The 23,045-nt window shown below is 70.7% G+C and carries 19 protein-coding genes; 2 read left to right on the top strand and 17 right to left on the bottom strand.

The window, feature by feature from the left end; all coding sequences use genetic code 11:
* Positions 1-84: 84 nt before the first annotated feature.
* The 16 genes from OH735_RS26760 to OH735_RS26685 form a co-directional block, all read right to left on the bottom strand.
* Positions 85-3,240, bottom strand: coding sequence for an AAA family ATPase (locus OH735_RS26760; RefSeq protein ID WP_406386753.1), 3,156 nt, complete (start codon positions 3,238-3,240; stop codon positions 85-87).
* A 70-nt stretch (positions 3,241-3,310) separates the two neighbouring features.
* Complete coding sequence (locus tag OH735_RS26755; protein WP_406384185.1) at positions 3,311-3,499, bottom strand: hypothetical protein; 189 nt, start codon at positions 3,497-3,499, stop codon at positions 3,311-3,313.
* Positions 3,500-3,709: 210 nt separating this feature from the next.
* Complete coding sequence (locus OH735_RS26750) at positions 3,710-4,435, bottom strand: hypothetical protein (protein ID WP_406384184.1); 726 nt, start codon at positions 4,433-4,435, stop codon at positions 3,710-3,712.
* 94 nt (positions 4,436-4,529) lie between these two features.
* Positions 4,530-5,084, bottom strand: coding sequence for a GNAT family N-acetyltransferase (locus OH735_RS26745; RefSeq protein ID WP_406386752.1), 555 nt, complete (start codon positions 5,082-5,084; stop codon positions 4,530-4,532).
* A complete protein-coding gene (locus tag OH735_RS26740) occupies positions 5,084-7,330 on the bottom strand; it encodes an MMPL family transporter (protein ID WP_406384183.1) in 2,247 nt (748 codons plus the stop codon). The genes OH735_RS26745 and OH735_RS26740 overlap by 1 nt, the downstream gene beginning before the upstream one ends.
* 196 nt (positions 7,331-7,526) lie before the next feature.
* Entirely contained in the window at positions 7,527-9,650 is a 2,124-nt protein-coding gene (locus OH735_RS26735; RefSeq protein ID WP_406384182.1) for a phosphocholine-specific phospholipase C, read from the bottom strand.
* 133 nt (positions 9,651-9,783) lie between these two features.
* Positions 9,784-10,032 (bottom strand): hypothetical protein, encoded by a 249-nt coding sequence (locus OH735_RS26730; protein WP_406384181.1) that lies wholly within the window; start codon positions 10,030-10,032, stop codon positions 9,784-9,786.
* Between the two features lie 147 nt (positions 10,033-10,179).
* Positions 10,180-11,688, bottom strand: coding sequence for an Asp-tRNA(Asn)/Glu-tRNA(Gln) amidotransferase subunit GatB (gene gatB, locus OH735_RS26725; RefSeq protein ID WP_406384180.1), 1,509 nt, complete (start codon positions 11,686-11,688; stop codon positions 10,180-10,182).
* A 15-nt stretch (positions 11,689-11,703) separates the two neighbouring features.
* Positions 11,704-11,943 (bottom strand): hypothetical protein, encoded by a 240-nt coding sequence (locus tag OH735_RS26720; RefSeq protein WP_406384179.1) that lies wholly within the window; start codon positions 11,941-11,943, stop codon positions 11,704-11,706.
* On the bottom strand, positions 11,940-13,442 hold the full coding sequence (gatA, locus tag OH735_RS26715) for an Asp-tRNA(Asn)/Glu-tRNA(Gln) amidotransferase subunit GatA (RefSeq protein ID WP_406384178.1): 1,503 nt from the start codon (positions 13,440-13,442) through the stop codon (positions 11,940-11,942). Before gatA ends, OH735_RS26720 begins: the two co-directional genes overlap by 4 nt.
* Positions 13,443-13,447: 5 nt before the next feature.
* The gene (gatC, locus tag OH735_RS26710; RefSeq protein ID WP_015036350.1) at positions 13,448-13,744 is read right to left on the bottom strand and encodes an Asp-tRNA(Asn)/Glu-tRNA(Gln) amidotransferase subunit GatC; all 297 of its coding nucleotides are present in this window, start codon (positions 13,742-13,744) and stop codon (positions 13,448-13,450) included.
* 126 nt (positions 13,745-13,870) lie between these two features.
* The gene (locus tag OH735_RS26705; protein WP_406384177.1) at positions 13,871-16,021 is read right to left on the bottom strand and encodes a putative bifunctional diguanylate cyclase/phosphodiesterase; all 2,151 of its coding nucleotides are present in this window, start codon (positions 16,019-16,021) and stop codon (positions 13,871-13,873) included.
* A 434-nt stretch (positions 16,022-16,455) separates the two neighbouring features.
* Positions 16,456-18,648: an NAD-dependent DNA ligase LigA gene (gene ligA, locus OH735_RS26700; protein ID WP_406384176.1), complete on the bottom strand. Its 2,193-nt coding sequence runs from the start codon at positions 18,646-18,648 to the stop codon at positions 16,456-16,458.
* Positions 18,649-18,678: 30 nt separating this feature from the next.
* Positions 18,679-19,704 carry a methionine synthase gene (locus OH735_RS26695; protein ID WP_406384175.1) on the bottom strand — a complete coding sequence of 342 codons (1,026 nt, stop codon included), beginning with the start codon at positions 19,702-19,704 and terminating at the stop codon, positions 18,679-18,681.
* A 61-nt stretch (positions 19,705-19,765) separates the two neighbouring features.
* Positions 19,766-20,455, bottom strand: coding sequence for an SDR family oxidoreductase (locus OH735_RS26690; RefSeq protein ID WP_406384174.1), 690 nt, complete (start codon positions 20,453-20,455; stop codon positions 19,766-19,768).
* Between the two features lie 131 nt (positions 20,456-20,586).
* Positions 20,587-21,126, bottom strand: coding sequence for a TIGR00730 family Rossman fold protein (locus tag OH735_RS26685; protein ID WP_406384173.1), 540 nt, complete (start codon positions 21,124-21,126; stop codon positions 20,587-20,589).
* 100 nt (positions 21,127-21,226) lie between these two features.
* Here OH735_RS26685 and OH735_RS26680 point away from each other — a divergent pair, with 100 nt between their 5' ends.
* Both OH735_RS26680 and OH735_RS26675 read left to right on the top strand, forming a co-directional pair.
* Positions 21,227-21,562 (top strand): DUF427 domain-containing protein, encoded by a 336-nt coding sequence (locus OH735_RS26680; protein WP_406384171.1) that lies wholly within the window; start codon positions 21,227-21,229, stop codon positions 21,560-21,562.
* A gap of 94 nt (positions 21,563-21,656) precedes the next feature.
* Positions 21,657-22,457 (top strand): alpha/beta fold hydrolase, encoded by an 801-nt coding sequence (locus tag OH735_RS26675; RefSeq protein WP_406384170.1) that lies wholly within the window; start codon positions 21,657-21,659, stop codon positions 22,455-22,457.
* A gap of 65 nt (positions 22,458-22,522) precedes the next feature.
* Here OH735_RS26675 and OH735_RS26670 read toward each other — a convergent pair whose 3' ends face one another.
* The gene (locus OH735_RS26670; protein WP_406384169.1) at positions 22,523-22,987 is read right to left on the bottom strand and encodes an ATP-binding protein; all 465 of its coding nucleotides are present in this window, start codon (positions 22,985-22,987) and stop codon (positions 22,523-22,525) included.
* Positions 22,988-23,045: the final 58 nt, after the last annotated feature.

Genomic DNA, 23,045 nt, shown 5'->3' with positions numbered 1-23,045 from the left:
GACCTGACCGCACTGCGGGCCTGACCGGGCCGCGGGCCTGACCTTGAAGGGGCCCCGATGCGGCCGGTCCGCGGCTCCGGGGCGTCAGGAGCTGTTCCGGGCGGCGGTGGCGGGGTAGAGGCGGAGCCGGTGGGCCAGGGCGGCCGCCTCGCCTCGGCTGGAGACGCCGAGCTTGGCGAGGATGTTGGAGACGTGCACGCTCGCGGTCTTGGGCGAGATGTAGAGCTCCTCGGCGATCCGGCGGTTGGTGTGACCCGCGGCGACCAGTCGGTGCACATCCTGTTCGCGTCGCGTCAGTCCGAAGGACTCCACCGCCGCCGCGGCCGCCTCGCGCAGGTGGTCCTCGGCCTGCTCCCGGTCCGCCGCCTCGTCGGCGGCCTGGGCGGGGACGGTGACGGCGTCCGGTATCTCGTGGGCGGTGCCGTGGGCCGGGTCCGGGGCGGCGAGGGTGATGCGGGCGCGGCCGGCCAGCAGCTCGATGGTCTCGGTCAACGGGCGCGCGCCGAGCTGCCCGGCGGTGCGGTGGGCGTCCCGCAGCAGGGTGGTGGCCGCGGGCCGGTCGCCGGAGGCGATGAGCAGCGCCTCGGCCCAGCGGTGGCGGATCTGTGCCAGCTCGTACGGGCGGTGGAGCGGAGCGAAGGCGGTGGCGGCGCGGGACCAGTGGTCAGGGGTGTCGAGACCTTCGGCCCGGGCCAGTTCGGCGTCGACCAGGAGACCGTGGGCGGCCCATACGGGGACGAGCATCGGCAGCCGCTTCAGGTGGGCCCGGACAGCGGCGAGGATCGCCGGCCGGCCGGCGTCGGCGGCGGGCAGGCCCCGTGCGTCGGCCTCGGCAGCGGCGGCGGCGTGGAGCAGCGGCAGGGCGTACCGCTGGGTGCCGGGCGGGAAGCCCTGTTCCGACCGGGCCTCGAACTCGGCCCGCGCCTCGGCGAGCCTGCCCTGCTGCGCGGCGAGGATCGCGGCATGCCGCACGGAGGGGATGAGGTGCTGGGGCTGCGGGTCCCGGGTGCCGAAACAGCGTCGGGTAAGGGCGAGTTGGGTTTCGGCCTCGGCCAGGTCGCCCTGGGCGAGGGCCAGTTCGGTACGGCGTGAGGCGACGAGCCCTTGCGCCTTGCTGGACCGGGCGACGCGGGCCGCCGCGTCGACCGTCGCCCGGCATTCGTCCCAGTGGCCGAGGGAGAAGAGCGAGGCTGCCTGGTTGCAGCGGACCCATGCCTCCATGTCGGCGATGCCGTGGCTGCGGCTGATCTCGATGCCGTGGTCCGCGGCGGCCACGGCCTCCAGGGAGCGGCCCATGGCTTCGAGGGTGGAGGGGAGGTTGATGCCGGCCCGGCTCATGATGCCGACCAGATGCAGCTCATCGGCGCGGTCGCGGACGGCGTACATCTCGGCGATGCCTTCGTCGACGCTGCCGGCGTCGGCGGTGAGCCGGCCGCGGGTGAGCCGGGCGTGCAGTTCGGTGTACTCGTCGTCGACGAGCCGGGCGTACTCCACGGCCCGTTCGACGGCGAGCAGCGTCTCGGCGCCGGGGCGGTGCAGGGCGCCCCAACCCGCAACGCTCGCCAGGACGTCGGCGTGGACGACGGACGGGGGCAGTCCGCGGACGAGTTCCTGGGCGTTGGCCAGTTCCTGCCATCCGTCGCCCCGGGTGAGGTCCTGCATGAGCCGGGACCGCTGGACCCAGAACCAGGCGGCGCGCAGCGGGTCGTCCTCGCCCTCCAGGACGCGCATGGCCTTCTTTGCGATGGCCAGGGCCCGTTCGCGGTCGCCGCCGAACCGGGCGGCTACGGTGGCCTCGGCCATGAGGTCGAGATAGCGCAGCGGGGTGGCGTCGGGGTCGCAGCTGCAGATGGGGTAGCTCTCGGCGTAGTCGATGGGGCGCAGGGTGTTGCGTACGTCTTCGGGGACGTCGTCCCACAGCTCCATCGCCCGTTTCAGCAGGCGGAGTTGTTCGGAGAACGCGTAGCGGCGGCGGGCCTCGACCGAGGCCTTCAGTACGGCGGGCAGGGCCTTGGCGGCGTCGTGCGCGCCGTACCAGTAGCTGGCGAGCCGGGTGGCGCGTTCGCCCGCGCGGACGAGGGTGGGGTCGGCCTCCAGGGCTTTTGCGTAGCGCCGGTTGAGCCGGGAGCGTTCGCCGGACAGCAGATCGTCGCTGACGGCCTCGCGGACCAGGGAGTGCCGAAAGCGGTAGCCGTTGCCCTCCGGGGTGGTGAGCAGCAGGTTGGCGCCGACGGCTGCCCGCAGTGCCTCGATGAGGTCGTCCTCGGCGAGCCCCGCGACTGCGGCCAGCAGCTCGTACTCGACGGCGGAACCGCCCTCGGCGACGATCCGGGCGATCTTCTGGGCGTCTTCCGGAAGCGCTTCGACGCGGACGAGCAGGAGGTCGCGCAGCGAGTCGGAGAGCCGGGAGTCGTCGCCGCTCTCCAGGCTGCAGGCGAGTTCCTCGACGAAGAAGGCGTTGCCGTCGGACCGTTCGAAGATCTCGTCCACGAGGGCGGCCTCGGGGGTGGCGGCGAGGATGCCGGTGAGCTGGCGGCGGACCTCCGCGCGGTTGAAGCGGGCGAGTTCGATCCGGCGGACGGTACGGAGCCGGTCCAGCTCGGCAAGGAAGGGGCGCAGGGGGTGGCGGCGGTGGATGTCGTCGGAGCGGTAGGTGCCGATCACGACGAGGCGGCCGCTGCGCACGGTGCGGAAGAGGTAGGCGAGGAGATGGCGGGTGGAGGCGTCGGCCCAGTGCAGGTCCTCCAGGACGAGGACGACCGTGCACTGCGCGGAGATGCGTTCCAGGAGTCTCGCGGTGAGTTCGAAGAGGCGGGCGGTGCTGTGCTCGTCGGTGGCGTCCCGGTGGGCCTCGCCGAGCTCGGGGAGCAGCCGGGCCAGCTCGCCCTCCTGCCCGGCGCAGGCGGCGGCCATCTCGTCGGGCAGGGTGCGGCGCAGGGCACGCAGGGCGGTGGAGAACGGGGCGTAGGGCAGCCCGTCGGCACCGATCTCCACGCAGCCGCCGACGGCGACGACGGCCTTGCGGCGCACCGCCGCCGTGAGGAACTCCTCGACCAGCCGGGTCTTGCCGACGCCCGCCTCGCCGCCGACGAGCAGCGCCTGCGGCTCGCCGCCGGGGCCGTCGGCCCGGCCGGTGCCCTCGCCGGTGGCGCGGCTCAGCGCATCGATGAGCGAGGCGAATTCACCTGCGCGGCCGACGAATACGGGACTGACGGACCTGGTCTCCACGTCGCCGAGCATCGCACACGGGTCCGACACCACGGGCCCCGTATTCCGGTCGTCGGCATGGCTCGACCGCGTCACGTGGCTGTCAGGCCGCGTGGACGAACCGGTCCCGGTCCGTACTCGCCGGCCCCTCGGCCTCCTTGATCACGGAATCACGACGGGCGACCCGGCGCGCGGCCCGGCGGGCGCGAAGGATCTCCCGGGCGAGCCGCTCCTGTTCGGCCCGGCGGTGCAGTTCGGTCGCGTACATCTTGTGGAGTTCGAGCGGGTACATGTGCTTCTCCCGGAGGACGACGGCCCGTTGGGGCCTGGGGGCGGCAGTGCTTCTGCCGTGCCCCCACTGTCGTCTCCCAGGGGGTGCCGTCACATCGGGCGAGTTCCGCATCTTCGCGGCGTGCGGGGCCTTAGCCGGGTGCGGACACCGTCGCATACGGGTCGGTGCCGCACCGGCGGATGTCTTAGGCGGTCGGGGCGTTGTGCGTACTCACCGGGTGGCGACCGCGGTCGGCAGGGGCACGATGAGGTCGAAGTACATGCCTGCGGAGATCACCACGCCGAGAACGCCGAGCGCGATGCCGGCGGTCGCGACGGCCCGCACCCAGCCGGGCTGCGGGTTCGGGGAAGGCGCGCCGAAGGCCGGGCGGACCAGGGCGAAGATGCCGACCAGCAGGGCGAGCAGCGCGAAGAGGCCGTTGACCAGTGCCGTGGAGTGCCAGGCGTCGCCGTAGATCTCGGAGATCTGCTGGGCCGCGGTGCCACCGGACGAGGTCTTGATCTGCCCGATCAGGGTCTCGCGCTCGGCGGCGACCTTACCGGTCCAGGACCCGGTGAGCGCGACGATGCCGAGAGCGGAGGCGGCGACGGCCGCGGCGGCCGAACCGAGACCGGACGGCTTCTTGTCGGCGTCCTCGAAGTCGAGGTCGTCGAGGTCTTCGGGGTCGAGGCCGGCGAAGTCGGGGTTCGCGGACTCGGATGCCTCAGACCCGGATGCCTCGGACCCGGAGGCCGTGAATCCGCCGTCCTTCACACCGCTGTCCTTCACACCGGCGTCCTTCAAGCCGCCGTCCTTCACTTCGGCGTCCTCGACACCGGCGTCCTTGACGTCCGCGTCCTTTACGTCGACGTCCGGGGCGGAGCCCGTTCCCTCGTTGTCGGCCGGAGCTGCGGGGTCGGTGGGGGTGGTGGGCTTTGTCGGGATCCTGGGGTTCATGCTCCGCACGCTAGGCGGGGCAGATGAGAACCCTCTTAACGCCAGGTCCCGGCCCGTGCCCGCAGCCGGTCCTGCCCCCGCCCCCGCCCCGCCCTCAGGACTTCCGCGCCCGCCACTGCGGAGCCAGCACGGACCAGATCTCCGAGTCGTGCCGCTCACCGCGGTACAGGTAGTTCTGGCGCAGCACCCCGTCGCGCGTCATGCCGAGCCTCTTGGCCACGGCGACGCTGCGGGTGTTCGCGGCGGAGGCGTCCCACTCCACGCGGTGCATGCCGCGCTCGTAGACCGCCCAGTCGATCAGCTTCTCCGCCGCCCTGGTGATCAGTCCGCGCCCCTGCCCCGCCGGTTCCAGCCAGCAGCCGACCTCACAGTTCCCCGACTCCGCGTCGAAGATCCGGAACAGGACGCCGCCGACGAGCGTGCCCTCCAGCCAGATGCCGTACAGGCGTCCCGTGTCCGCCGCCTGCTTCTCCGCGTACCGCTGGAGCAGGGCGCGCGCCGACTCCAGATCGGTGGCGAAGGAGGCGAACGGGATCCACGGGTCGACGAGCTCGCGGGCCCGGTCCATGTGGGCGAGGAATTCCGCCGCCTGCCAGATCTCCAGCGGACGCAGTTCCGCGCCGTCGTCGCCCAGGGATATTGCGAACATCATGCTCCTTCTCGAACCGCTTCCGCCGCGCGCACTGTCTGCGCGCCTTCCGCCGGCTCCACCGGTTGTGCTGCCTGCGGGATCTTCGCATGCAACGCGTCGCACTCGGGAGCCTCGATGCTGATCCGCGGCAGCCGCCGGTCAAGCCAGCCCGGCAGCCACCAGTTCGCGCCGCCCAGCATGTGCATGAGGGCGGGCACCAGCAGCGTACGGAGGACGAACGCGTCGAGGGCCACGGCCGCGGCCAGCGCGATGCCGAACATCGCGATGACCCGGTCCCCGCTGAGGACGAACGCGAGGAAGACCGAAATCATGATCACGGCCGCGGAGTTGATCACGCGGCCGGTCTCGGCGAGGCCGACCCGGACCGCCCGTCTGTTGTCCCCGGTCTCCAGCCACTCCTCGTACATCCGCCCCACCAGGAACACCTGGTAGTCCATGGAGAGCCCGAAGAGCACGGACACCATGATCACCGGCAGGAACGGTTCTATGGGCCCGGAGCTGCCCAGTCCCAGCAGTTCGCTCCCCCATCCCCACTGGAAGATCGCGACGACGACTCCGAACGAGGAGGCGACGGCGGCCACATTCATCACGGCGGCCTTCAGCGGAATGCCGATCGACCGGAACGCCAGCAGCAGGAGCAGACAGCCGAGCCCTATGACGACGCCGATGAAGAGCGGGAGCTTGCCGATGATGACCTGGGCGAAGTCGTCGTAGCCGGCCGTCACCCCGCCCACATGGGCCTGGAGCGAGGTGTTCGCCTCGGCCTTCGGGAGGACGTCCGTACGCAGCCGCTCGACGAGCTTGCTGGTCTCCCGCGACTGCGGTGCCGATTTCGGAACGACGGTGACGAAGGCCGTACTGCCATTGCTGCTGTACGTGACCGGGCCGGTCGAGGCCACACCGTCGGTGGCCCGCAGGGTGGCCGGCAGGCCGTCCATCGCGAGCCGTTCGTCGGCGCCGTCTATCTGCGCGGCGATCGTCAAGGGGCCGTTGACGCCGGGCCCGAATCCGTCGGCCAGCAGGTCGTACGCCTGCCGGGTGGTCGATGTGGAGGGGTTGTTGCCCTGGTCGGAGGTGCCCAGATGCAGGGTGAACGTGGGCAGCGCGAGCACCAGCATCACCACGGCGGCGAACGCGCCGAGCAGCTTGGGGTGGCGTTCCACGAAGGCGGACCAGCGGGCGGCGAAGCCGGTGGGCGGTTCGGGCTGCGGCCCGCGCTCGGCGAGTCTTCTGCGCTCGCGCCTGCTCAGCGCCCGCATGCCGATGAAGGACAGCAGGGCGGGCAGCAGGGTCACGGACGCGGCCACGGTCAGCACGACGGTGAGCGAGGCGGCGATCGCCACGCCGTTGAGGAATCCGAGCCGCAGGATCAGCATGCCGAGCAGCGCGATACAGACGGTGGCCCCGGCGAAGACGACGGACCGCCCGGTCGTCACGACGGCGTTCTGCGCCGCCTCGGTGACCGTCAGACCTCTGCGTAGTCCGCTGCGGTGCCGGGTGACGATGAACAGCGCGTAGTCGATGCCGACGCCGAGCCCTATCAGCATGCCCAGCATGGGCGCGAAGTCGGCGACGGTCATCGCGTGGCCGAGCAGCACGATGCCCGCGTAGGCCGTGCCGACGGAGACGAGGGCGGTGGCGATGGGCAGCATGCTGGCGGCGAGGGAGCCGAAGGCGAGGAAGAGGACGACCGCGGCGACGACGACCCCGATGGCCTCGCTGAAGTGGACGGACGGCGCTTCGGTGAGGGCTATCGCCGAGCCGCCCAGTTCCACCTGGAGGTGGTCGCCGGCGGCCGCCTTCGCGGTGTCGACGACGGCCTGGACCTGCTGCGCCGGGATGTCCTCGGTCTGCTGGTCGAAGGTGACCGTGGCGTAGGCGGTGTGTCCGTCCTCGCTGATCTGTCCGGCGCCGGACGCCCCGTAGGGTCCGGTGACGGCGCCGACACCGGGCAGTTCCTCGACCGCGTGCAGGGTGCTGGTCATCGTCTGACGGACGTCGGCGGCCCGCACAGTGGAGTCGCTGGTGTGCCAGACGATGGTGTCGGTGTCACCGCCCAGGTTCGTGAAACCGCTCTTGAGGAGATCGGTGGCCCGGCCGGCCTCGGTGCCTGGCACGTCGTAGTTGTTGGAGTATGCGGAGCCCGCGAATCCCGCCACGGTGACCGTGCCCCCGAGGGCCAGCAGCCAGATGAGTACGGCGATGAGACGGTGCTTGATGCACCAGCGGGCAATTGCAGCCAACGGACATGCTCCCTGCCGGTTCGTGGCTCCTCAGCGGGACAACACATGAATTACCCGCAAAGAGCGCATGACCTGAGAACTGCCACTCTGGCAGCCAATGGTGATCGTTTGCCCCTTTCGTGGCCATACTCACAAATGGTCCCGGCGGGAACGCCGTGCCCCGCCACGACGTACGGCGCCCCCGCACGGACCCGGATCAGCCGGAGACGCTCGCCCGGCCGTTCTCGATGTGCCCCATCAGCCGACGCCGGAAGACGTCGTCCCCGTCGACGGTGACGGCCAGGTCGTACCAGCCGTGCGCGTCGGCCGCCGAGTGCACGACCGTACGGCTCCGTCCCGGCTTGACCTTGACCGTCCGGGTCCAGTCCCGCAGATCCTCCTCGTCGACGTATCCGAGCGGCCGGACGGTGAAGGTGAGCGTCGTGCGTCCCGTGTTGCGCAGCGTGAGATGCAGATCCCGTTCACGCGCGTCGACCCGTGAGGCGACTTCGGCCCCGGCCGAGGCGCCGTCCTGTGCGGGCCCGGCGAACTCGCGCCGGAAGCCGTTCGGCCCCGTCACGGTGAAGCGGTACGCCGTACCGGTAAGGGGCACCGTCCATTGCGCCGTGCCCCTTACATCCCGGTGCTGCGGTACGGGGAACTCGCCCGCGTACGGATACAGCGCGAAGTGCGCGGACGAGCGCCCCGTATTGGTGAGGGCCACCTGCACCGCCCCGTCCACCAGCTTCGCCTGGGCGTCCGGCTGGTACGGCAGCGGGCGGGCCGGTCGGGCCCCGGGCTCCTGTACGGGCATCTGCTGCACGAGCGGCGGCTTCGGCGACCAGCGTCCGCTGAACGGCGGGATGGTGCCGGGCTGCTCCACGTCGGGCCGGCGCTGCGCGCGCGTGAAGTCGAAGGCCGAGGTCAGATCGCCGGTGACGGTGCGCCGCCAGTCGCTGATGTTCGGTTCCTCCACGCCGGTCCAGCTCTCCAGGAAGCGGATCACGGAGGTGTGGTCGAAGACCTCGGAGCAGACGTAGCCGCCCACGGTCCACGGCGACACGACGAGCAGCGGCACCCGTATCCCGAGACCGGTGGGCTTGCCCTCCCACTGCTCCCCGGTCACCTCGGGCGGCGCGACCGGCGGCGGCACGTGGTCGAAGAAGCCGTCGTTCTCGTCGTAATTGATGAGGACGGCGGTGTGCCGCCACACGTCGGGGTGCTTGCCCAGCGCGTCCAGGACCTTGTAGACGATCGTCGCGCTATGGATCGGCGAGGAGACGCTCGGGTGCTCGGAGTCGACGGCCGAGGGCACCAGGTAGGAGACCTCGGGCAGTGTGCCCGCCGCCACGTCCTTGGCGAACTCCTCGGCCAGCGTTCCGGTCTTCACGCGGCGCAGCGCGCGCTCGAAGAGGCTGCGTTCGGTCTTGTCCAGGGTGGCGACCCCCTCTTCGAGCAGGCCGAACAACCGCTCCCGCTCGGTGGCGTCCGCCTTCCGGACCGCCGAGTAGAACGACTCCATGTACGTATGGCCGCCGGTCTTCGCCAGTGCCTTGCGGGCGATCGCCTTGAAGGTGGCGAAGAACTCGATCTGGTTGTCGGTGAAGTTCTCCCACTCGGTGTACGTGCGCCAGCTGCGGCCGGCCTTCTCCAGCCGCTCCGCGTACGTGCCCCAGTCGTACCCGGGGTGCGTGCCCTCGTTGTACGCGTCGTTCCCGACGGCCCGCTTGCCGTTCGCCTCGTTGCCCGTCTTCCCGCTCCACAGGTGGTTGCGGTTGGGGCTGGTGGAGGTGTGGATGGAGGAGTGGTAGGCGTCGCAGACCGTGAAGGTGTCGGCCAGTTCGTAGTGCAGCGGGATGTCGCGGCGGTCGTAGTACGCCATGGTGGCGGCCGTCTTCGCGGTCACCCAGCCGTTCATCCACCCGCCGGCCCACGCCTTGCCGCCGCCGCTCCAGGAGTGGTCGAGCGCGCCGATGTACTGGAGGTCCTTCTTCTGCGTCTCGGCGGCGTTCCGCACCGGGAACGGCAGTACGGAGGCGCCCAGCGGGGCGGGCTGCTCGAAGACCGGCTTGCCGGAGGGCAGCTCGACGGCATTGCGGTCGCCGAAGCCGCGCACTCCCCGGAGCATGCCGAAGTAGTGATCGAAGGAACGATTCTCCTGCATCAGGATCACCACGTGCTTGATGGCGTCGAGCCCGTCACCGCCGGACCCCGCCGAGGGCGCCGGCTGCGCGGCGATCGCGGCCTGCAGCGACGGCGGCAGCAGCGACCCCGCCGCCGCGACGCCGAGCGCACCGCCGCCGAGCGCGAAGAGCCTTCGCCGTGAAATGTCCGTGGTCAAGTGAGCCTCCCGAGTTCGGTCGTACAGCCGGGAAGCTATGCAAGCGAGGTGGCCTCGGGAAGGATTTCGTACGGCTCCGTGGTGAACGTCCAACAGGTCGGCCGGGAAAATCCAACCGCCGCCCCGCATCGGGTCACACCCCGATCAACCGCAGCGCACCCCACAGCGCCACCGTCGACGCGACCAGCGTCGCCGGTACGGTCAGCAGCCCGAGGCGGGTGAAGTGGCCGAGGTCGGGCGCGGCGCCGTGGGTGTGCAGGATGCGGCGCCAGAGCAGCAGGGACGCCGAGTCGGCCAGGTGCGCACAGGCGTGGACGTACGGGCGGGGGCGGACGCCGACGCGGGCCGCGGTGGCGAGGACGACGGGGGTCAGCAGGACCACGGTCGAGCACGACGGAGACGATCTCGGCAGTGACGGTGTTCGGCGGACTTCGGCTCTCCGGAAGGCCGAGGGGGCGGTGCACCCGATCATCGGGTGCACCGCCCCCTCGCCAGACGTGCGTCGACCGCCCGGTGTACGGAGGGCGGGTCAGCCCTCGACGCCGAGCTTCTCCAGGATCAGCTCGCGGACCCGGGCCGCGTCCGCCTGGCCGCGGGTGGCCTTCATGACCGCGCCGACGAGCGCGCCCGCCGCCGCGATCTTGCCGCCGCGGATCTTGTCCGCGACGGCCGCGTTGGCGGCGATGGCCTCGTCCACGGCCGTGGACAGCGCGCCCTCGTCGGAGACGACCTTCAGGCCGCGCTTCTCGACGACGGTGTCCGGGTCGCCCTCGCCCACGAGGACGCCCTCGATGACCTGGCGTGCCAGCTTGTCGTTGAGGTCGCCCGAGGCGACGAGCTCGGCCACCCTGGCGACCTGCGCCGGCGTGATCGGCAGCTCGTCGAGGGCACGGCCGGTCTCGTTGGCGTTACGGGCCAGCTCGCCCATCCACCACTTGCGGGCCTGGTCCGAGGGGGCGCCCGCGTCGGTCGTGGCGACGATCAGGTCGACCGCGCCCGCGTTGAGGATGGACTGCATGTCGTGCTCGGAGACGCCCCACTCCTCCTTCAGCCGCTTGCGGCGCAGCCGCGGCAGCTCGGGAAGGCCCTTGCGGAGTTCCTCGACCCACTCACGGGCCGGGGCGACCGGCACCAGGTCGGGCTCGGGGAAGTAGCGGTAGTCCTCGGCGTTGTCCTTGATGCGGCCGGCCGTGGTCGAGCCGTCCTCCTCGTGGAAGTGCCGGGTCTCCTGCACGATCGTGCCGCCCGAGCTCAGCACCGCGGCGTGGCGCTGGATCTCGAAGCGGGCGGCGCGCTCGACGGAACGCAGCGAGTTCACGTTCTTCGTCTCGGAGCGCGTACCGAACGTCTCGGTGCCGTTGGGGCGCAGCGACAGGTTGACGTCGCAGCGCATCTGGCCCATCTCCATCCGGGCCTCCGACACACCGAGCGCCTTGATGAGCTCGCGGAGCTCGGCGACGTACGCCTTGGCGACCTCGGGGGCGCGAGCGCCCGCTCCCTCGATCGGCTTGGTGACGATCTCGATGAGCGGGATACCGGCCCGGTTGTAGTCGAGCAGGGAGTGGGACGCGCCCTGGATGCGGCCGGTGGCACCGCCGACGTGGGTCGACTTGCCGGTGTCCTCCTCCATGTGGGCGCGCTCGATCTGCACCCGGAAGATCTCCCCGTCCTCCAGCTGGACGTCCAGATAGCCGTCGTAGGCGATCGGCTCGTCGTATTGGGAGGTCTGGAAGTTCTTCGGCATGTCCGGATAGAAGTAGTTCTTCCGGGCGAAGCGGCACCACTCGGCGATCTCGCAGTTCAGCGCGAGACCGATCTTGATGGCGGACTCGACGCCGATCTCGTTGACGACCGGCAGTGCGCCGGGCAGGCCGAGACAGACCGGGCAGGTCTGGGAGTTGGCGTCCTGCTTGAGCTCGGTCGAGCAGCCGCAGAACATCTTGGTCTTGGTGCCGAGCTCGACATGGACCTCCAGGCCCATGACGGGGTCGTAGGACGCGAGCGCGTCCTCGTACGACACCAGGTCGGTGACAGTCACGGTGAAACTTCCCTCTCAGCCCAGCAGTACGTCGTCATCGCCGAGGCGCTTGAGTTCGCGCAGCAGCAGGGCGACACCGGTGGCGATGGCGGCGGCGGAGACAACGGCGTCGATCAGTCGGAGCGTGTCGTGCTCGTAGCGGGCCTTCTTGGCCTGCTTGATGACGCCGAGCGCCCCGAACGCGGTGGTGCCGATGGACAGATACGTACCGGTCTTGGACTTCTTGAAGCCCTTGGCCTTGGTCAGTGCGCTCACAGTGACGGAGCCTCCTCCAGCAGCGGGTGCCCCCACTTTTCCACGAAGGCGGCCTCGACGGCGGCTCCGACCTTGTAGAGACGGTCGTCCTTCATGGCGGGGGCGATGATCTGCAGTCCGACCGGCAGGCCGTCCTCGGGGGCCAGGCCGCAGGGCAGCGACATGGCGGAGTTGCCGGCGAGGTTGGTCGGAATGGTGCAGAGGTCCGCGAGGTACATCGCCATCGGGTCGTCGGCGCGCTCGCCGATCGGGAAGGCGGTGGTGGGCGTCGTCGGGGAGACGATGACGTCAACCTGCTCGAAGGCCTTCTCGAAGTCCTGGGTGATGAGGGTGCGGACCTTCTGCGCCGAGCCGTAGTACGCGTCGTAGTAGCCGGAGCTGAGGGCGTACGTACCGAGGATGACGCGGCGCTTGACCTCGTCGCCGAAGCCGGCCTCGCGGGTGAGCGCGGTGACGTCCTCGGCCGACCTCGTGCCGTCGTCGCCGACGCGCAGGCCGTACCGCATGGCGTCGAAGCGGGCCAGGTTGGAGGAACACTCGGACGGCGCGATCAGGTAGTACGCCGACAGGGCCAGGTCGAAGGACGGGCAGTCCAGCTCGACGATCGTGGCACCGAGCGACTTCAGCAGCTCGACCGACTCGTTGAAGCGCTGGACGACCCCGGCCTGGTAGCCCTCACCGGCGAACTGCTTGACGACGCCGACGCGCATGCCCTCGACGCTGCCGTTGCGTGCGGCCTCGACGACCGGCGGGACCGGGGCGTCGATGGACGTCGAGTCCATCGGGTCGTGCCCGGCGATCGCCTCGTGCAACAGGGCCGCGTCCAGGACGGTGCGTGCGCAGGGCCCGCCCTGGTCCAGGGAGCTGGAGAACGCCACCATGCCGTAACGGGAGACGCCGCCGTAGGTGGGCTTGACGCCGACGGTGCCGGTGACGGCGGCGGGCTGGCGGATGGAACCGCCGGTGTCCGTGCCGATGGCGAGCGGGGCCTCGTACGACGCGAGCGCGGCAGAGGAGCCGCCGCCGGAGCCGCCGGGGATGCGGGTGAGGTCCCACGGGTTGCCGGTCGGGCCGTAGGCGCTGTTCTCGGTGGAGGACCCCATGGCGAACTCGTCCATGTTGGTCTTGCCGAGGATGACGATGTCGGCGGCCTTCAGCTTCTTGGTGAGGGTCGCGTCGTACGGCGGGATCCAGCCTTCGAGGATCTTGGAGCCGACGGTGGTCGGCATGCCCTCGGTGGTGAAGATGTCCTTCAGTGCGAGCGGGACACCGGCCAGCGGACCCAGCTTCTCGCCGGCCGCCTTCTTCGCGTCGACGGCGCGGGCCTGCGCGAGCGCGCCCTCGCGGTCGATGTGCAGGAAGGCGTGGACCTTCTCGTCGACCGCGTCGATCCGGGCCAGGTGGGCCTCGGTGACCTGGACGGCCGTGAGTTCGCCCGACGCGATCTTCGCGGCGATCTCGGCCGCGGTGAGCTTGATGATGGTGCTGTTGTCCGTCATGGCTGTTAGTCCTCCCCCAGGATCTGCGGCACCTTGAAACGCTGCTGCTCCTGGGCCGGGGCGCCGGAGAGCGCCTGCTCGGGGGTGAGCGACGGACGGACCTCGTCCGCGCGCATGACGTTCGTCAGCGGCAGCGGGTGGGAGGTCGGCGGTACGTCTTGGTCGGCGACCTCGGAGACGCGGGCGACCGCGCCGATGATGTCGTCGAGCTGACCGGCGAAGTGATCGAGCTCTTCGCCCTTCAGCTCCAGACGCGCCAGCCGGGCGAGGTGGGCGACCTCCTCGCGCGTGATGCCAGGCATGCAGCGATCCTCAGGGGTTGGTGTGTGGTTTTGGACCAATCCTATGGTGTCGCCCGCGGCCCCTCCCGCCACCCGGGCGAACACCCCTGATATCGGCCCGCCCCACCCGGTCGCCGAGGCCGTCGCTCAGGCGGTCGCCGGGCCCGGCTTCACCGGGCGGCCCGTCGGCCGGTGCTCCAGCTCCGCGGCCGCTCTGGCAGCGGCGGCCGCCGCTGCCGCCAGCTCCGCGGGCCGCCGCCACCCGTGCTCGCCGCGCGCCCGCAGCCAGGCCGTCGTCTCCTGCGGCGGCATCGCCGCGGCGACCAGCCAGCCCTGCACCGCGTCGCACCGCAGATCCCGCAGCCGCTCCCAGGTCTCGTCGTCCTCGACGCCTTCCGCGACGACCAGCAGTCCGAGGGAATGGGCCAGGTCGATGGTGCAGCGGACGATTTCCGCGTCCTCGTTGTCGACGGCCAGCCGGGCCACGAACGAGCGGTCGATCTTCAGCTCGCTGACCGGCAGCCGGCGCAGGTGGACCAGCGAGGAGTACCCCGTACCGAAGTCGTCGAGGGACATCTTCACGCCGTGCCCGGTGAGCCCGGCGAGGGTGTCGGCGGCGCGCTGCGGGTCCTCCAGCAGCACATGTTCCGTTATCTCCAGCTGCAGGGCCCCGGCCGGGACGCCGTGCCGGGCGAGCCGGGCCGCGACGCCGCCCGCGAATCCGGGGGTGTGGACGTCGCGCGGGGAGACGTTGACCGCGACCGGGACGAACAGGCCCTGCGCCCGCCACCGGGCGACCTGGGCCAGCGCCGTCTCCAGGACGTACTCCGTGAGGTGCGGCATCAGGCCGGACGACTCGGCGATGGCGATGAACTCGTCCGGGGGGACCCGTCCGCGCTCCGGATGTACCCAGCGCACCAGTGCTTCGAGGCCGGCCACCTGGCCGTCGAAGCGGACCTTCGGCTGGTAGTGGAGCTCCACCTCGCCGGCGTCCAGCGCGCGCCGCAGATCTCCGAGGAGCCCGAGCCGGTCCGGGGTGTTGCTGTCACGCTTCGACTCGTACACCTCCACTCCCGTACGGTCGCGCTTGGCCTGGTACATCGCCACGTCCGCGCGCCTGAGCAGCCCTTCGGCGTCCAGCGCGTGGTCGGGGTAGACGGCGACTCCGGCGCTCGCCTCCAGGACCAGGGTCAGACCGTCCAGATCGAGCGGGGAGGACAGCTCGGCGACCAGATGGCGGGCGACCCGCTGGGCGCTGGTGGTGGAGTCCGCGGTCGGCAGGAGCACGGCGAATTCGTCACCGCCGAGCCGCGCGGCCTCCGCTCCGCGGGGGAGCGCCAGCCTGAGGCGTTCCGCTATCTGCAGCAGCAGCCGGTCCCCCGCCAAATGACCGAGAGTGTCATTGACCGCACGGAAACGGTCGAGGTCGATCAGGACGAGAGCGGATCTGGCGCCGGTGGACTCTGCGTCCTCCAGGGCCGTCCAGGCGCGTTCCAGCAGCCATTGCCGGTTGGGCAGTCCGGTCAGCGGGTCGCGCAGCTGCTCCTCGGCCCGGGCACTGGCGATCCGGAGGGTGGAGTCCAGGGCGATCAGCGGGACCGCGAAGAGCGGCAGGAGTACGGGCATGGTCGTCGCGACGACGCAGATCAGCGGTGCGATGCCGAGCAGGGCGACCGCGATGAGGCCCTGGCGCAGCAGGGCGGTGCGGGCGACGGTCGGCAGGCCGCCGCCCTGGGGTGCCCGTGCGTACCACAGCAGGACCCGGGTGACCAGCAGATAGGTGGAGGCGGCCAGCAGGACTTCGGGGACGGCGTCGATGCCCCAGTCGAGTGGCTGCCAGGGGGATTCGACGGTCTGCACATCGTCGAACGCGGCGAGCACCAGGGCTGCCGCCCCTATCCCCAGGATGTCCACCGCGCCGTGCAGCAGCCCCTGCCGCCAGCGGTGTCTGCGGGCGATGCCGACGAGGACGACGACGACCAGGCTGACCAGCCCTGCGGGGACCCAGCCGTAGACCAGCAGCACGGCGAGGGTGACGGCGGCCCCGGAACCGGTGCCGCCCCACCAGCGGTCGTGTCCGAGCGCGACGAGGTGGCCGACGATGATGCCGGTGAGGACGGCGAGGGACCAGCCGGCCCTGCCGTCGGGGAAGAGCGCGTGTCCTTCGCTCACGGTCCGGTAGAAACCGGTCGCGAGCTGAACAACGGCGATCGCCACGACGACGGCACCCACTCTGGGCGTGAGGCCGACGAAACCTTGCAGCCGCGACACCGGGGCGGCGCTCTCGGTCGGTTTCATTCCGTCCCTCTCACAGCCGGCGGTGCCGATGTCACCCGATGGTTCGGCTCCATGCCACCACGACCCGTTATTTCCACCCCGTGGCCGGCACGGCAGGTGCACATCTCAACAGTAGGCCGCAGAGGGCCTCTACGGGCAGCGCTCTACAGCTCTTGCCCGAATGCGAACCGACCGACCGTCAGCATCTGGTATGCGCCGATCGGGTGAATTCGACCACCCGACGCCACCCCTTGCCCCTGCCCGTCCCCCTACACCCTTTCTGCGCCTCCCCGTTCACCGTTCACCCATCGCCCGTCCTCCGACCACCCGTCAACCGGTCCCGTTCCATCGATTCCCGGTCAATATTCTGTCCCGTTCCGCTTGTTGATCCATCCCGTTTCGTCCGTGCCGCCCGTCCTCCGAAAGGGGTCTGTCCATTCCGAAGCAGATCTGTCCTATTCCGCCGGTTCTGCGACGGGGACGGCCGCCTCGCGTGCGGCGTCCGGGCCTTGTTCGAGCAGCACGGCGAAGCCGTCCTCGTCCAGCACGGGCACCTTCAGCTGCATCGCCTTGTCGTACTTCGAGCCCGGGTTGTCGCCGACGACCACGAAGGAGGTCTTCTTCGAGACGGAACCCGTCACCTTGGCCCCCCGGCCCTGGAGCGCCTCTTTCGCGCCATCCCTGGTGTGGCCGGACAGTGTGCCCGTGACGACGACGGTGAGTCCTTCGAGCGGGCGCGGCCCCACTTCCTCCCCCGCCGCCTCGTCCTCCATCCGGACCCCGGCCTCCCGCCATTTGCGCAGGATCTCGCGGTGCCAGTCCTCGGCGAACCATTGCTTCACCGATGCGGCGATGATCGGACCCACCCCGTCGGCCTCGGCCAGCTCCTGTTCGGTCGCCTCGTCGATCCGGTCGATGGAGCGGAACTGACGGGCCAGTTCCTGGGCCGCGATCGGGCCCACGTGACGGATGGAGAGCCCGGTGAGGATCCGGGCGAGCGGAGCCTCCTTGGCCGCGGCGACGGCGTCGAGCATGGCGAGGGCGTTCTTCTTCGGCTCGCCCTGCTGGTTGGCGAAGACCCAGGCGGTCTTCTCCTCACCGGTCTTCGGATCGCGCTTGGGCAGTCCGCTGTCCGGGTCCAGGACATAGGCCCGGATCGGCAGCAGTTGCTCGACGGTCAGCCCGAAGAGATCGCCCTCGTCGCGCAACGGCGGCTCGGCGGGCTCCAGCGGCTTGGTCAGGGCCGCGGCCGCGACGTAGCCGAAGTGGTCGATGTCGAGGCATTTGCGGCCCGCGAGGTAGGCGAGACGCTCCCTCAACTGGGCGGGGCAGGAACGCGCGTTGGGACAGCGGACATCGACGTCGGCTTCCTTCATTGGCTTCAGTTCCGTACCGCACTCGGGGCAGTGCGTCGGCATCACGAACGCCCGCTCGGTGCCGTCGCGCAGATCGACGACCGGGCCGAGGATCTCCGGGATCACATCGCCCGCCTTGCGGAGCACCACCGTGTCCCCGATGAGGACGCCCTTCGCCTTCACCACGTTCTGGTTGTGCAGCGTGGCGAACTCGACCTCGGAGCCCGCCACCTCGACCGGCTCGACCTGGGCGTACGGGGTGACCCGGCCGGTGCGTCCGACGCCGACGCGGATGTTCACCAGCTTGGTGTTGACCTCCTCCGGCGGGTACTTCCAGGCGATCGCCCAGCGCGGGGCGCGCGAGGTCGAGCCAAGCCGGCCCTGGAGCGGGACCTCGTCAACCTTGACGACGACACCGTCGATCTCGTGCTCCACGGAATGCCGGTTCTCGCCGAAGTACGCGATGAACTCCCGTACCCCGTCGAGGGAGTCCACCACCTTGTTGTGCCTGGCGGTGGGCAGGCCCCATTCGTGCAGCAGCTCGTAGGCGTGCGAGAGGCGGTCGATGTCGAAGCCGTCGTGGGCGCCGATGCCATGCACCACCATGTGCAGCGGGCGGGTGGCGGTGACCTTCGGGTCCTTCTGCCGCAGTGAACCGGCCGCCGCGTTGCGCGGGTTGGCGAACGGTTTGTCGTCGGCCTCGACGAGCCGGGCATTGAGCTCCTCGAAGGCCTCCATCGGGAAGAAGACCTCGCCGCGGATCTCGACCAGCGCCGGAATCCGGTCCCCCTTCAGCCGGTGCGGGATCTCGGAGATCGTACGGACGTTGGGGGTGATGTCCTCGCCGGTGCGGCCGTCGCCCCGGGTCGCGGCCCGGGTCAGCCGACCGTGCTCATAGGTGAGGTTGACCGCGAGACCGTCGACCTTCAGCTCGCACAGGAAGTGGTGGTCCGAGGTGCCGACCTCCTTGGCGATCCGCTCGCCCCAGGCCGCCAACTCCAGGTCGTCGAAGGCGTTGTCCAGCGAGAGCATCCGCTCGCGGTGCTCGACGGAGGTGAATTCCGTCCGGTACGGCCCCGCGACCTTCTGCGTCGGCGAATCCGGCGTGCGCAGCTGCGGATACGTCTCCTCCAGGGCCTCCAGCTCGCGCATCAGCCGGTCGAACTCGGCGTCGCTCACGACCGGCTGGTCGTTCACGTAATAGCGGAAGCGGTGCTCCTCGATCTGCTCGGCAAGGAGTGCGTGCCGCTCCCGTGCCTGTGCGGGCACTGCCATCTGCTGTTCGCCGGCCATCGTCTCGTCCTCCAGTTACCCGTTGCCCCGTTACTCAGGGTTGTCTGCGAGCGATCTCGCGGCCCGGGCGCAGTGGGCGAGCGCGGCGCGCGCATACGCGGGCGAGGCACCCGCGAGCCCGCACGACGGGGTGATCACCACGGACTCCGTCAGAGTCCCCGGATTCAGCCCCAGCCTGCGCCACAGCGTCCTGACACCCATGACGCTACCGCCCGGGTCTGACAAATCACCCGAGGCCGGGTCGGTGCCCGGAACCACCCCGAGGAAGAGCTGCGTGCCGCCCTCGACCGCTTCCCCGATCGCCTCCTCCTCACGCTCGGTGAGCAACGAGAAGTCGAACGAGATACCGTCCGCCCCGGCCCGGCGCAGCAGCGCGAACGGCACCTCGGGCGCACAGGTGTGAACGACCGTCGCGCCGTCCCCGCCCGCGGCCAGCACATCGCGCAGGGTTCCCTCGACGACCTGGCGGTCCACGGCCCGGTAGGTGCGGTAACCGCTCGCCGTCCTGATCCGGCCGTGCAGGACGCCGGTCAGCGACGGTTCGTCGAGCTGGAGGATCACCTCGGCGCCGGGCACCCTGCGCCGTACCTCCGCGAGGTGGGCGCGGAGGCCCTCGGCCAGTGAGCCCGCCAGGTCGCGGCAGGCCCCCGGGTCACCGAGCGCGGCCTCGCCGCCGCGCCGTTCCAGTGCGGCGGCGAGCGTCCAGGGGCCCACGGCCTGGACCTTGAGCGGTCCCTCGTACCCCTGGGTGAACTCCTCCAGCGCGTCGAGGTCCTCGCCGAGCCAGGACCTGGCCCGGCGGGTGTCCCGTCCGGGCCGGTCGCTGATCCGCCAGCCGCTGGGCTCGACATGGCCGTAAAGGTCGACGAGCAGCCCGATGGTCCGCCCGATCATGTCCGCGCCGGGTCCGCGGGCCGGCAGTTCGGCCAGGTACGGCAGGCCCTGGCCGTCCCCGAAGGACCCGGTGACGGTCTTCGCCGCCTCCCGTGCGTCTGACCCGGGCATGGAACCGATTCCGGTGGCCGGGCGAACCCTGAACTTACTCTTCTCGCTCACACGGGAAGCCTAAGGCCGTGCCAGGCCCCGTCCACCGGCGGCGGTCCGGGGCCGCGGAGACTCAGCGCCCGGGTCGCACCGTGAGGTCGTTGACCTCGGCGTCGCGCGGCAGGTCGAGGGCCATCACGATCGTGGTGGCCACCGACTCCGGGTCGATCCAGCGGGAGGCGTCGTACTCCTTGCCCTCCTGCTGGTGGACCTTGGCCTGCATGGGACTGGCGGTGCGCCCCGGATAGACGGAGGTCACGCGGATCCCGTTCGCGTGCTCCTCGTGGCGCAGCGCGTCGGCGAGCGCCTTCAGGCCGTGCTTGCTCGCGGCGTACGCGCTCCACTCGGCGCTCGCGGAGAGGCCGGCGCCCGAGTTGACGAAGAGCACATGCCCCTGGGCGACCCGCAGTTGCGGCAGGAAGAGCCGGGTCAGCTCGGCGGGCGCGACCAGGTTGGCGTTGAGCTGGAAGTGCCACGCCTTGGGCGTGAGGTCACCGACCTGGCCGAGCTCGACGACGCCCGCGATGTGCAGCAGCGAGTCGACCCGCTCCGGCATCGCCTGCTGGGCGAGCGCCCAGGAGAGCCTGTCCGGGTTGGAGAGGTCACCGACGAGCGTGCGAGCGCCGGGGTGGAGCGCGGCCAGCTCCTTCGCGCGGCCCGCGTCACGGGCCATCAGCACGGTCTCGTCGCCGCGCCCCAGGAGACGACGGGTGACGGCTGCGCCGATGCCGGAGCCGGCGCCGGTGATGACATGAGTGGGCATGCCCCCATGATCGCATCCCACCCGATCGCATCCGGCCAGATCGGGCCCCGTCCGATCTCGCCCGGCCGACTCACATCCCGCTCGATCAAGCCCCCCTCACGCCCGCACTCCCCTCACTCCCCGCCGCCGCGTCACCGCAGGCCGGAACCCTCCTCCAGGTAGGCCAGGGCGCCCACGCCGTCCTTCGCGAAGAACACCAGATCGCTCAGCGGAAGCGGCAGGAAGCCCTCGTCCTCCATGCGCTGGAACTGCTGGCGCAGCCCGTCGTAGAAGCCCGCCGTGTTGAGCAGGACCACCGGCTTGTCGTGCTTGCCGTGCTTCTTCAGCTCCAGGATCTCGGTCGCCTCGTCGAGCGTCCCCGTACCGCCCACCATGATCACGATCGCGTCGGCCTTCTCAAGGAGCAGCGCCTTGCGCTCGGCGAGATCGCGCGCGATCACCATCTCGTCGGCGTTGGTACGTGCCTTCGCGGCCAGGAAGTCGACCGACACCCCGACCAGCCGTCCGCCCGCTTCCTGTACCCCGTCGGCGACGACCTTCATCAGCCCGCTCTCCGACCCTCCCCAGACCAGCGTGTGTCCGCCCCGGCCGAGCAGCTCGGCGAATTCACGGGCGGGCTGGGTATAGCGGTCGTCGAGGTCGGCGGCGGAGAGGAAAACGCAGATGTTCATGCAGACACCGTAAAGGCCGCCTCTGACACTCCCGGGTGGACGGGTGGAAATCCGGCCGTCGTCGGGGAAGAAACCGGCCCGCGATGCTGCTGAACCAGACATGACTTCCGCACAAGGCCACGTCATCACCGTCGAACCCGGCACCGAGCATGTACGTGTGGTGCGCGACGGACAGGTGCTCGCCGAGAGCCGGCGCCCGCTCGTGCTGCGCGAGACGGGCTGTCCGCCCCGCTACTACCTGCCGCCCGAGGACGTCCGTACAGAACTGCTGACGGCTTCGAACACCCACACCCACTGCCCGTTCAAGGGCGACGCCTCCTACTGGTCGCTGCCGGACGCGGTCGATCTCGTCTGGGCCTATCCCGAGCCGAAGCCCGAAGTCGCCGCGATCAAGGACCACTTCTGCTTCTACGACACCGAGACCATCTCCGACTGATCGCCAAGCACCCCTGCGACCTGCGGAGTTGAAAATCCTCAAAAAATTCACGGCCGCAGCGATAACTTTTTGACGGAATCGCAGTCCTCCTCACATGGACAAGACTCTCTCCCGCGACGGAACCTTGATCGCGTATCGGCGCCGGGGCGAAGGACCGCCGGTGATCCTGGTCGGCGGAGCATTGAGCACGGCGGCGACCGAGGCCCCCTTGGCGCGCCTCCTCGCGCCGCACTTCGATGTCGTCACGTACGACAGGCGCGGCCGCGGCTCCAGCGGCGACAGCGGGCCGTACAAGGTGGAACGCGAGATCGAGGACCTGGCCGCGCTCGTCACCGCGGTGGGCGGCCGGGCCTCGGTGTTCGGCCTGGGGGCCGGCGGGGCGCTGGCCCTGGAGGCCCAGGCGGCCGGGCTCCCCGTCGACCTGCTGGCGGTGTACGAGCCGCCGTACACCCCCGGGCCCTCCGGTGTGCGGTTCAAGGCGCGCTGCACGGCCCGGCTGCACCGGACACTGTCCGCCGGTGACCGCGACGGGGCGGTGGAGCTGTTCCTGTCCGTGACGGGCGTCCCGGCCGACGTGATCGCCCGCATGCGTCGCGCCCCGCTGTGGCACGGCCTGGTGTCGATGGCGCACACACTCGCGTACGACGACGCGCTGCTCGGCGACGGCACGATCCCGGCCGAGCGGTTCGCGTCCGTCACGGCGCGCACGCTGGTGGTCTGCGGCGGCTCCAGCCCCGCCCGCGCCCGGCTCTCGGCCCGCGCCCTCGCCGACGCACTCCCCCGCGCCCGCCACCGCACCCTGACGGGCCAGACACGCGAACTGGCGCCGCAGGCGATGGCCCCGGTCCTGGAGGAGTTCTTCGGCAGGGACATGTACGCACGCCAGGCCTCCTGAACCGACGCCCCGCCCGGTGACGCCCGTACGGGGGTCGGACGTGGCCGCGCGGGGCCTCGCCGAGCTCAGGCTCCGAGCCCGAGCTCGAACCAGACGGTCTTGCCGCCCGGCCCGTACGCCCCCTCCCCTATGGCACACCCGCCCCAGCGGTCGGCGACGAGTTCGAGGATGGCCATGCCTCGCCCGGCTTCGGCGTGGGGGTCGGCGGGCGGGGCGTAGAGCTTGGGCAGGTCCGGGCTCATGTCCCAGACGCTGATCCGGAGCACAGGGTGCCGCCACTGGAGCCGGACGGCTGCGGGACCTTTGGTGTGCCGCACGGAATTGGTGGTCAGTTCTGACGTCAACAACTCGGCTCGGTAGCTGAGTTCGGCCAGTTCGTGGGCGCCGAGGATGGCTCGGAGTGTGGTGCGGGCGATGCGGGGGCTGCGCGGGTCGCAGGGGAAGGCGAGCTCGTACTGCCAGGGTTCGGCGAACGGGATGGGGGCGGGGTGGCGGGTGTACGGGGTGCAGGGGGTGGATTCAGCCCTCACGGGCACCTCCTGGGGTGCGTGCGAGTGGTGACAAGTGGACGTGCGCCACGGGTGATTG

The organism is Streptomyces sp. NBC_01618 (assembly GCF_045209435.1).
In the GTDB taxonomy this organism is placed as follows: Bacteria; Actinomycetota; Actinomycetes; order Streptomycetales; family Streptomycetaceae; genus Streptomyces.
The sequence above is the reverse complement of the archived record's forward strand: the minus strand, read 5'-3'. Positions and strand labels throughout refer to the sequence as shown.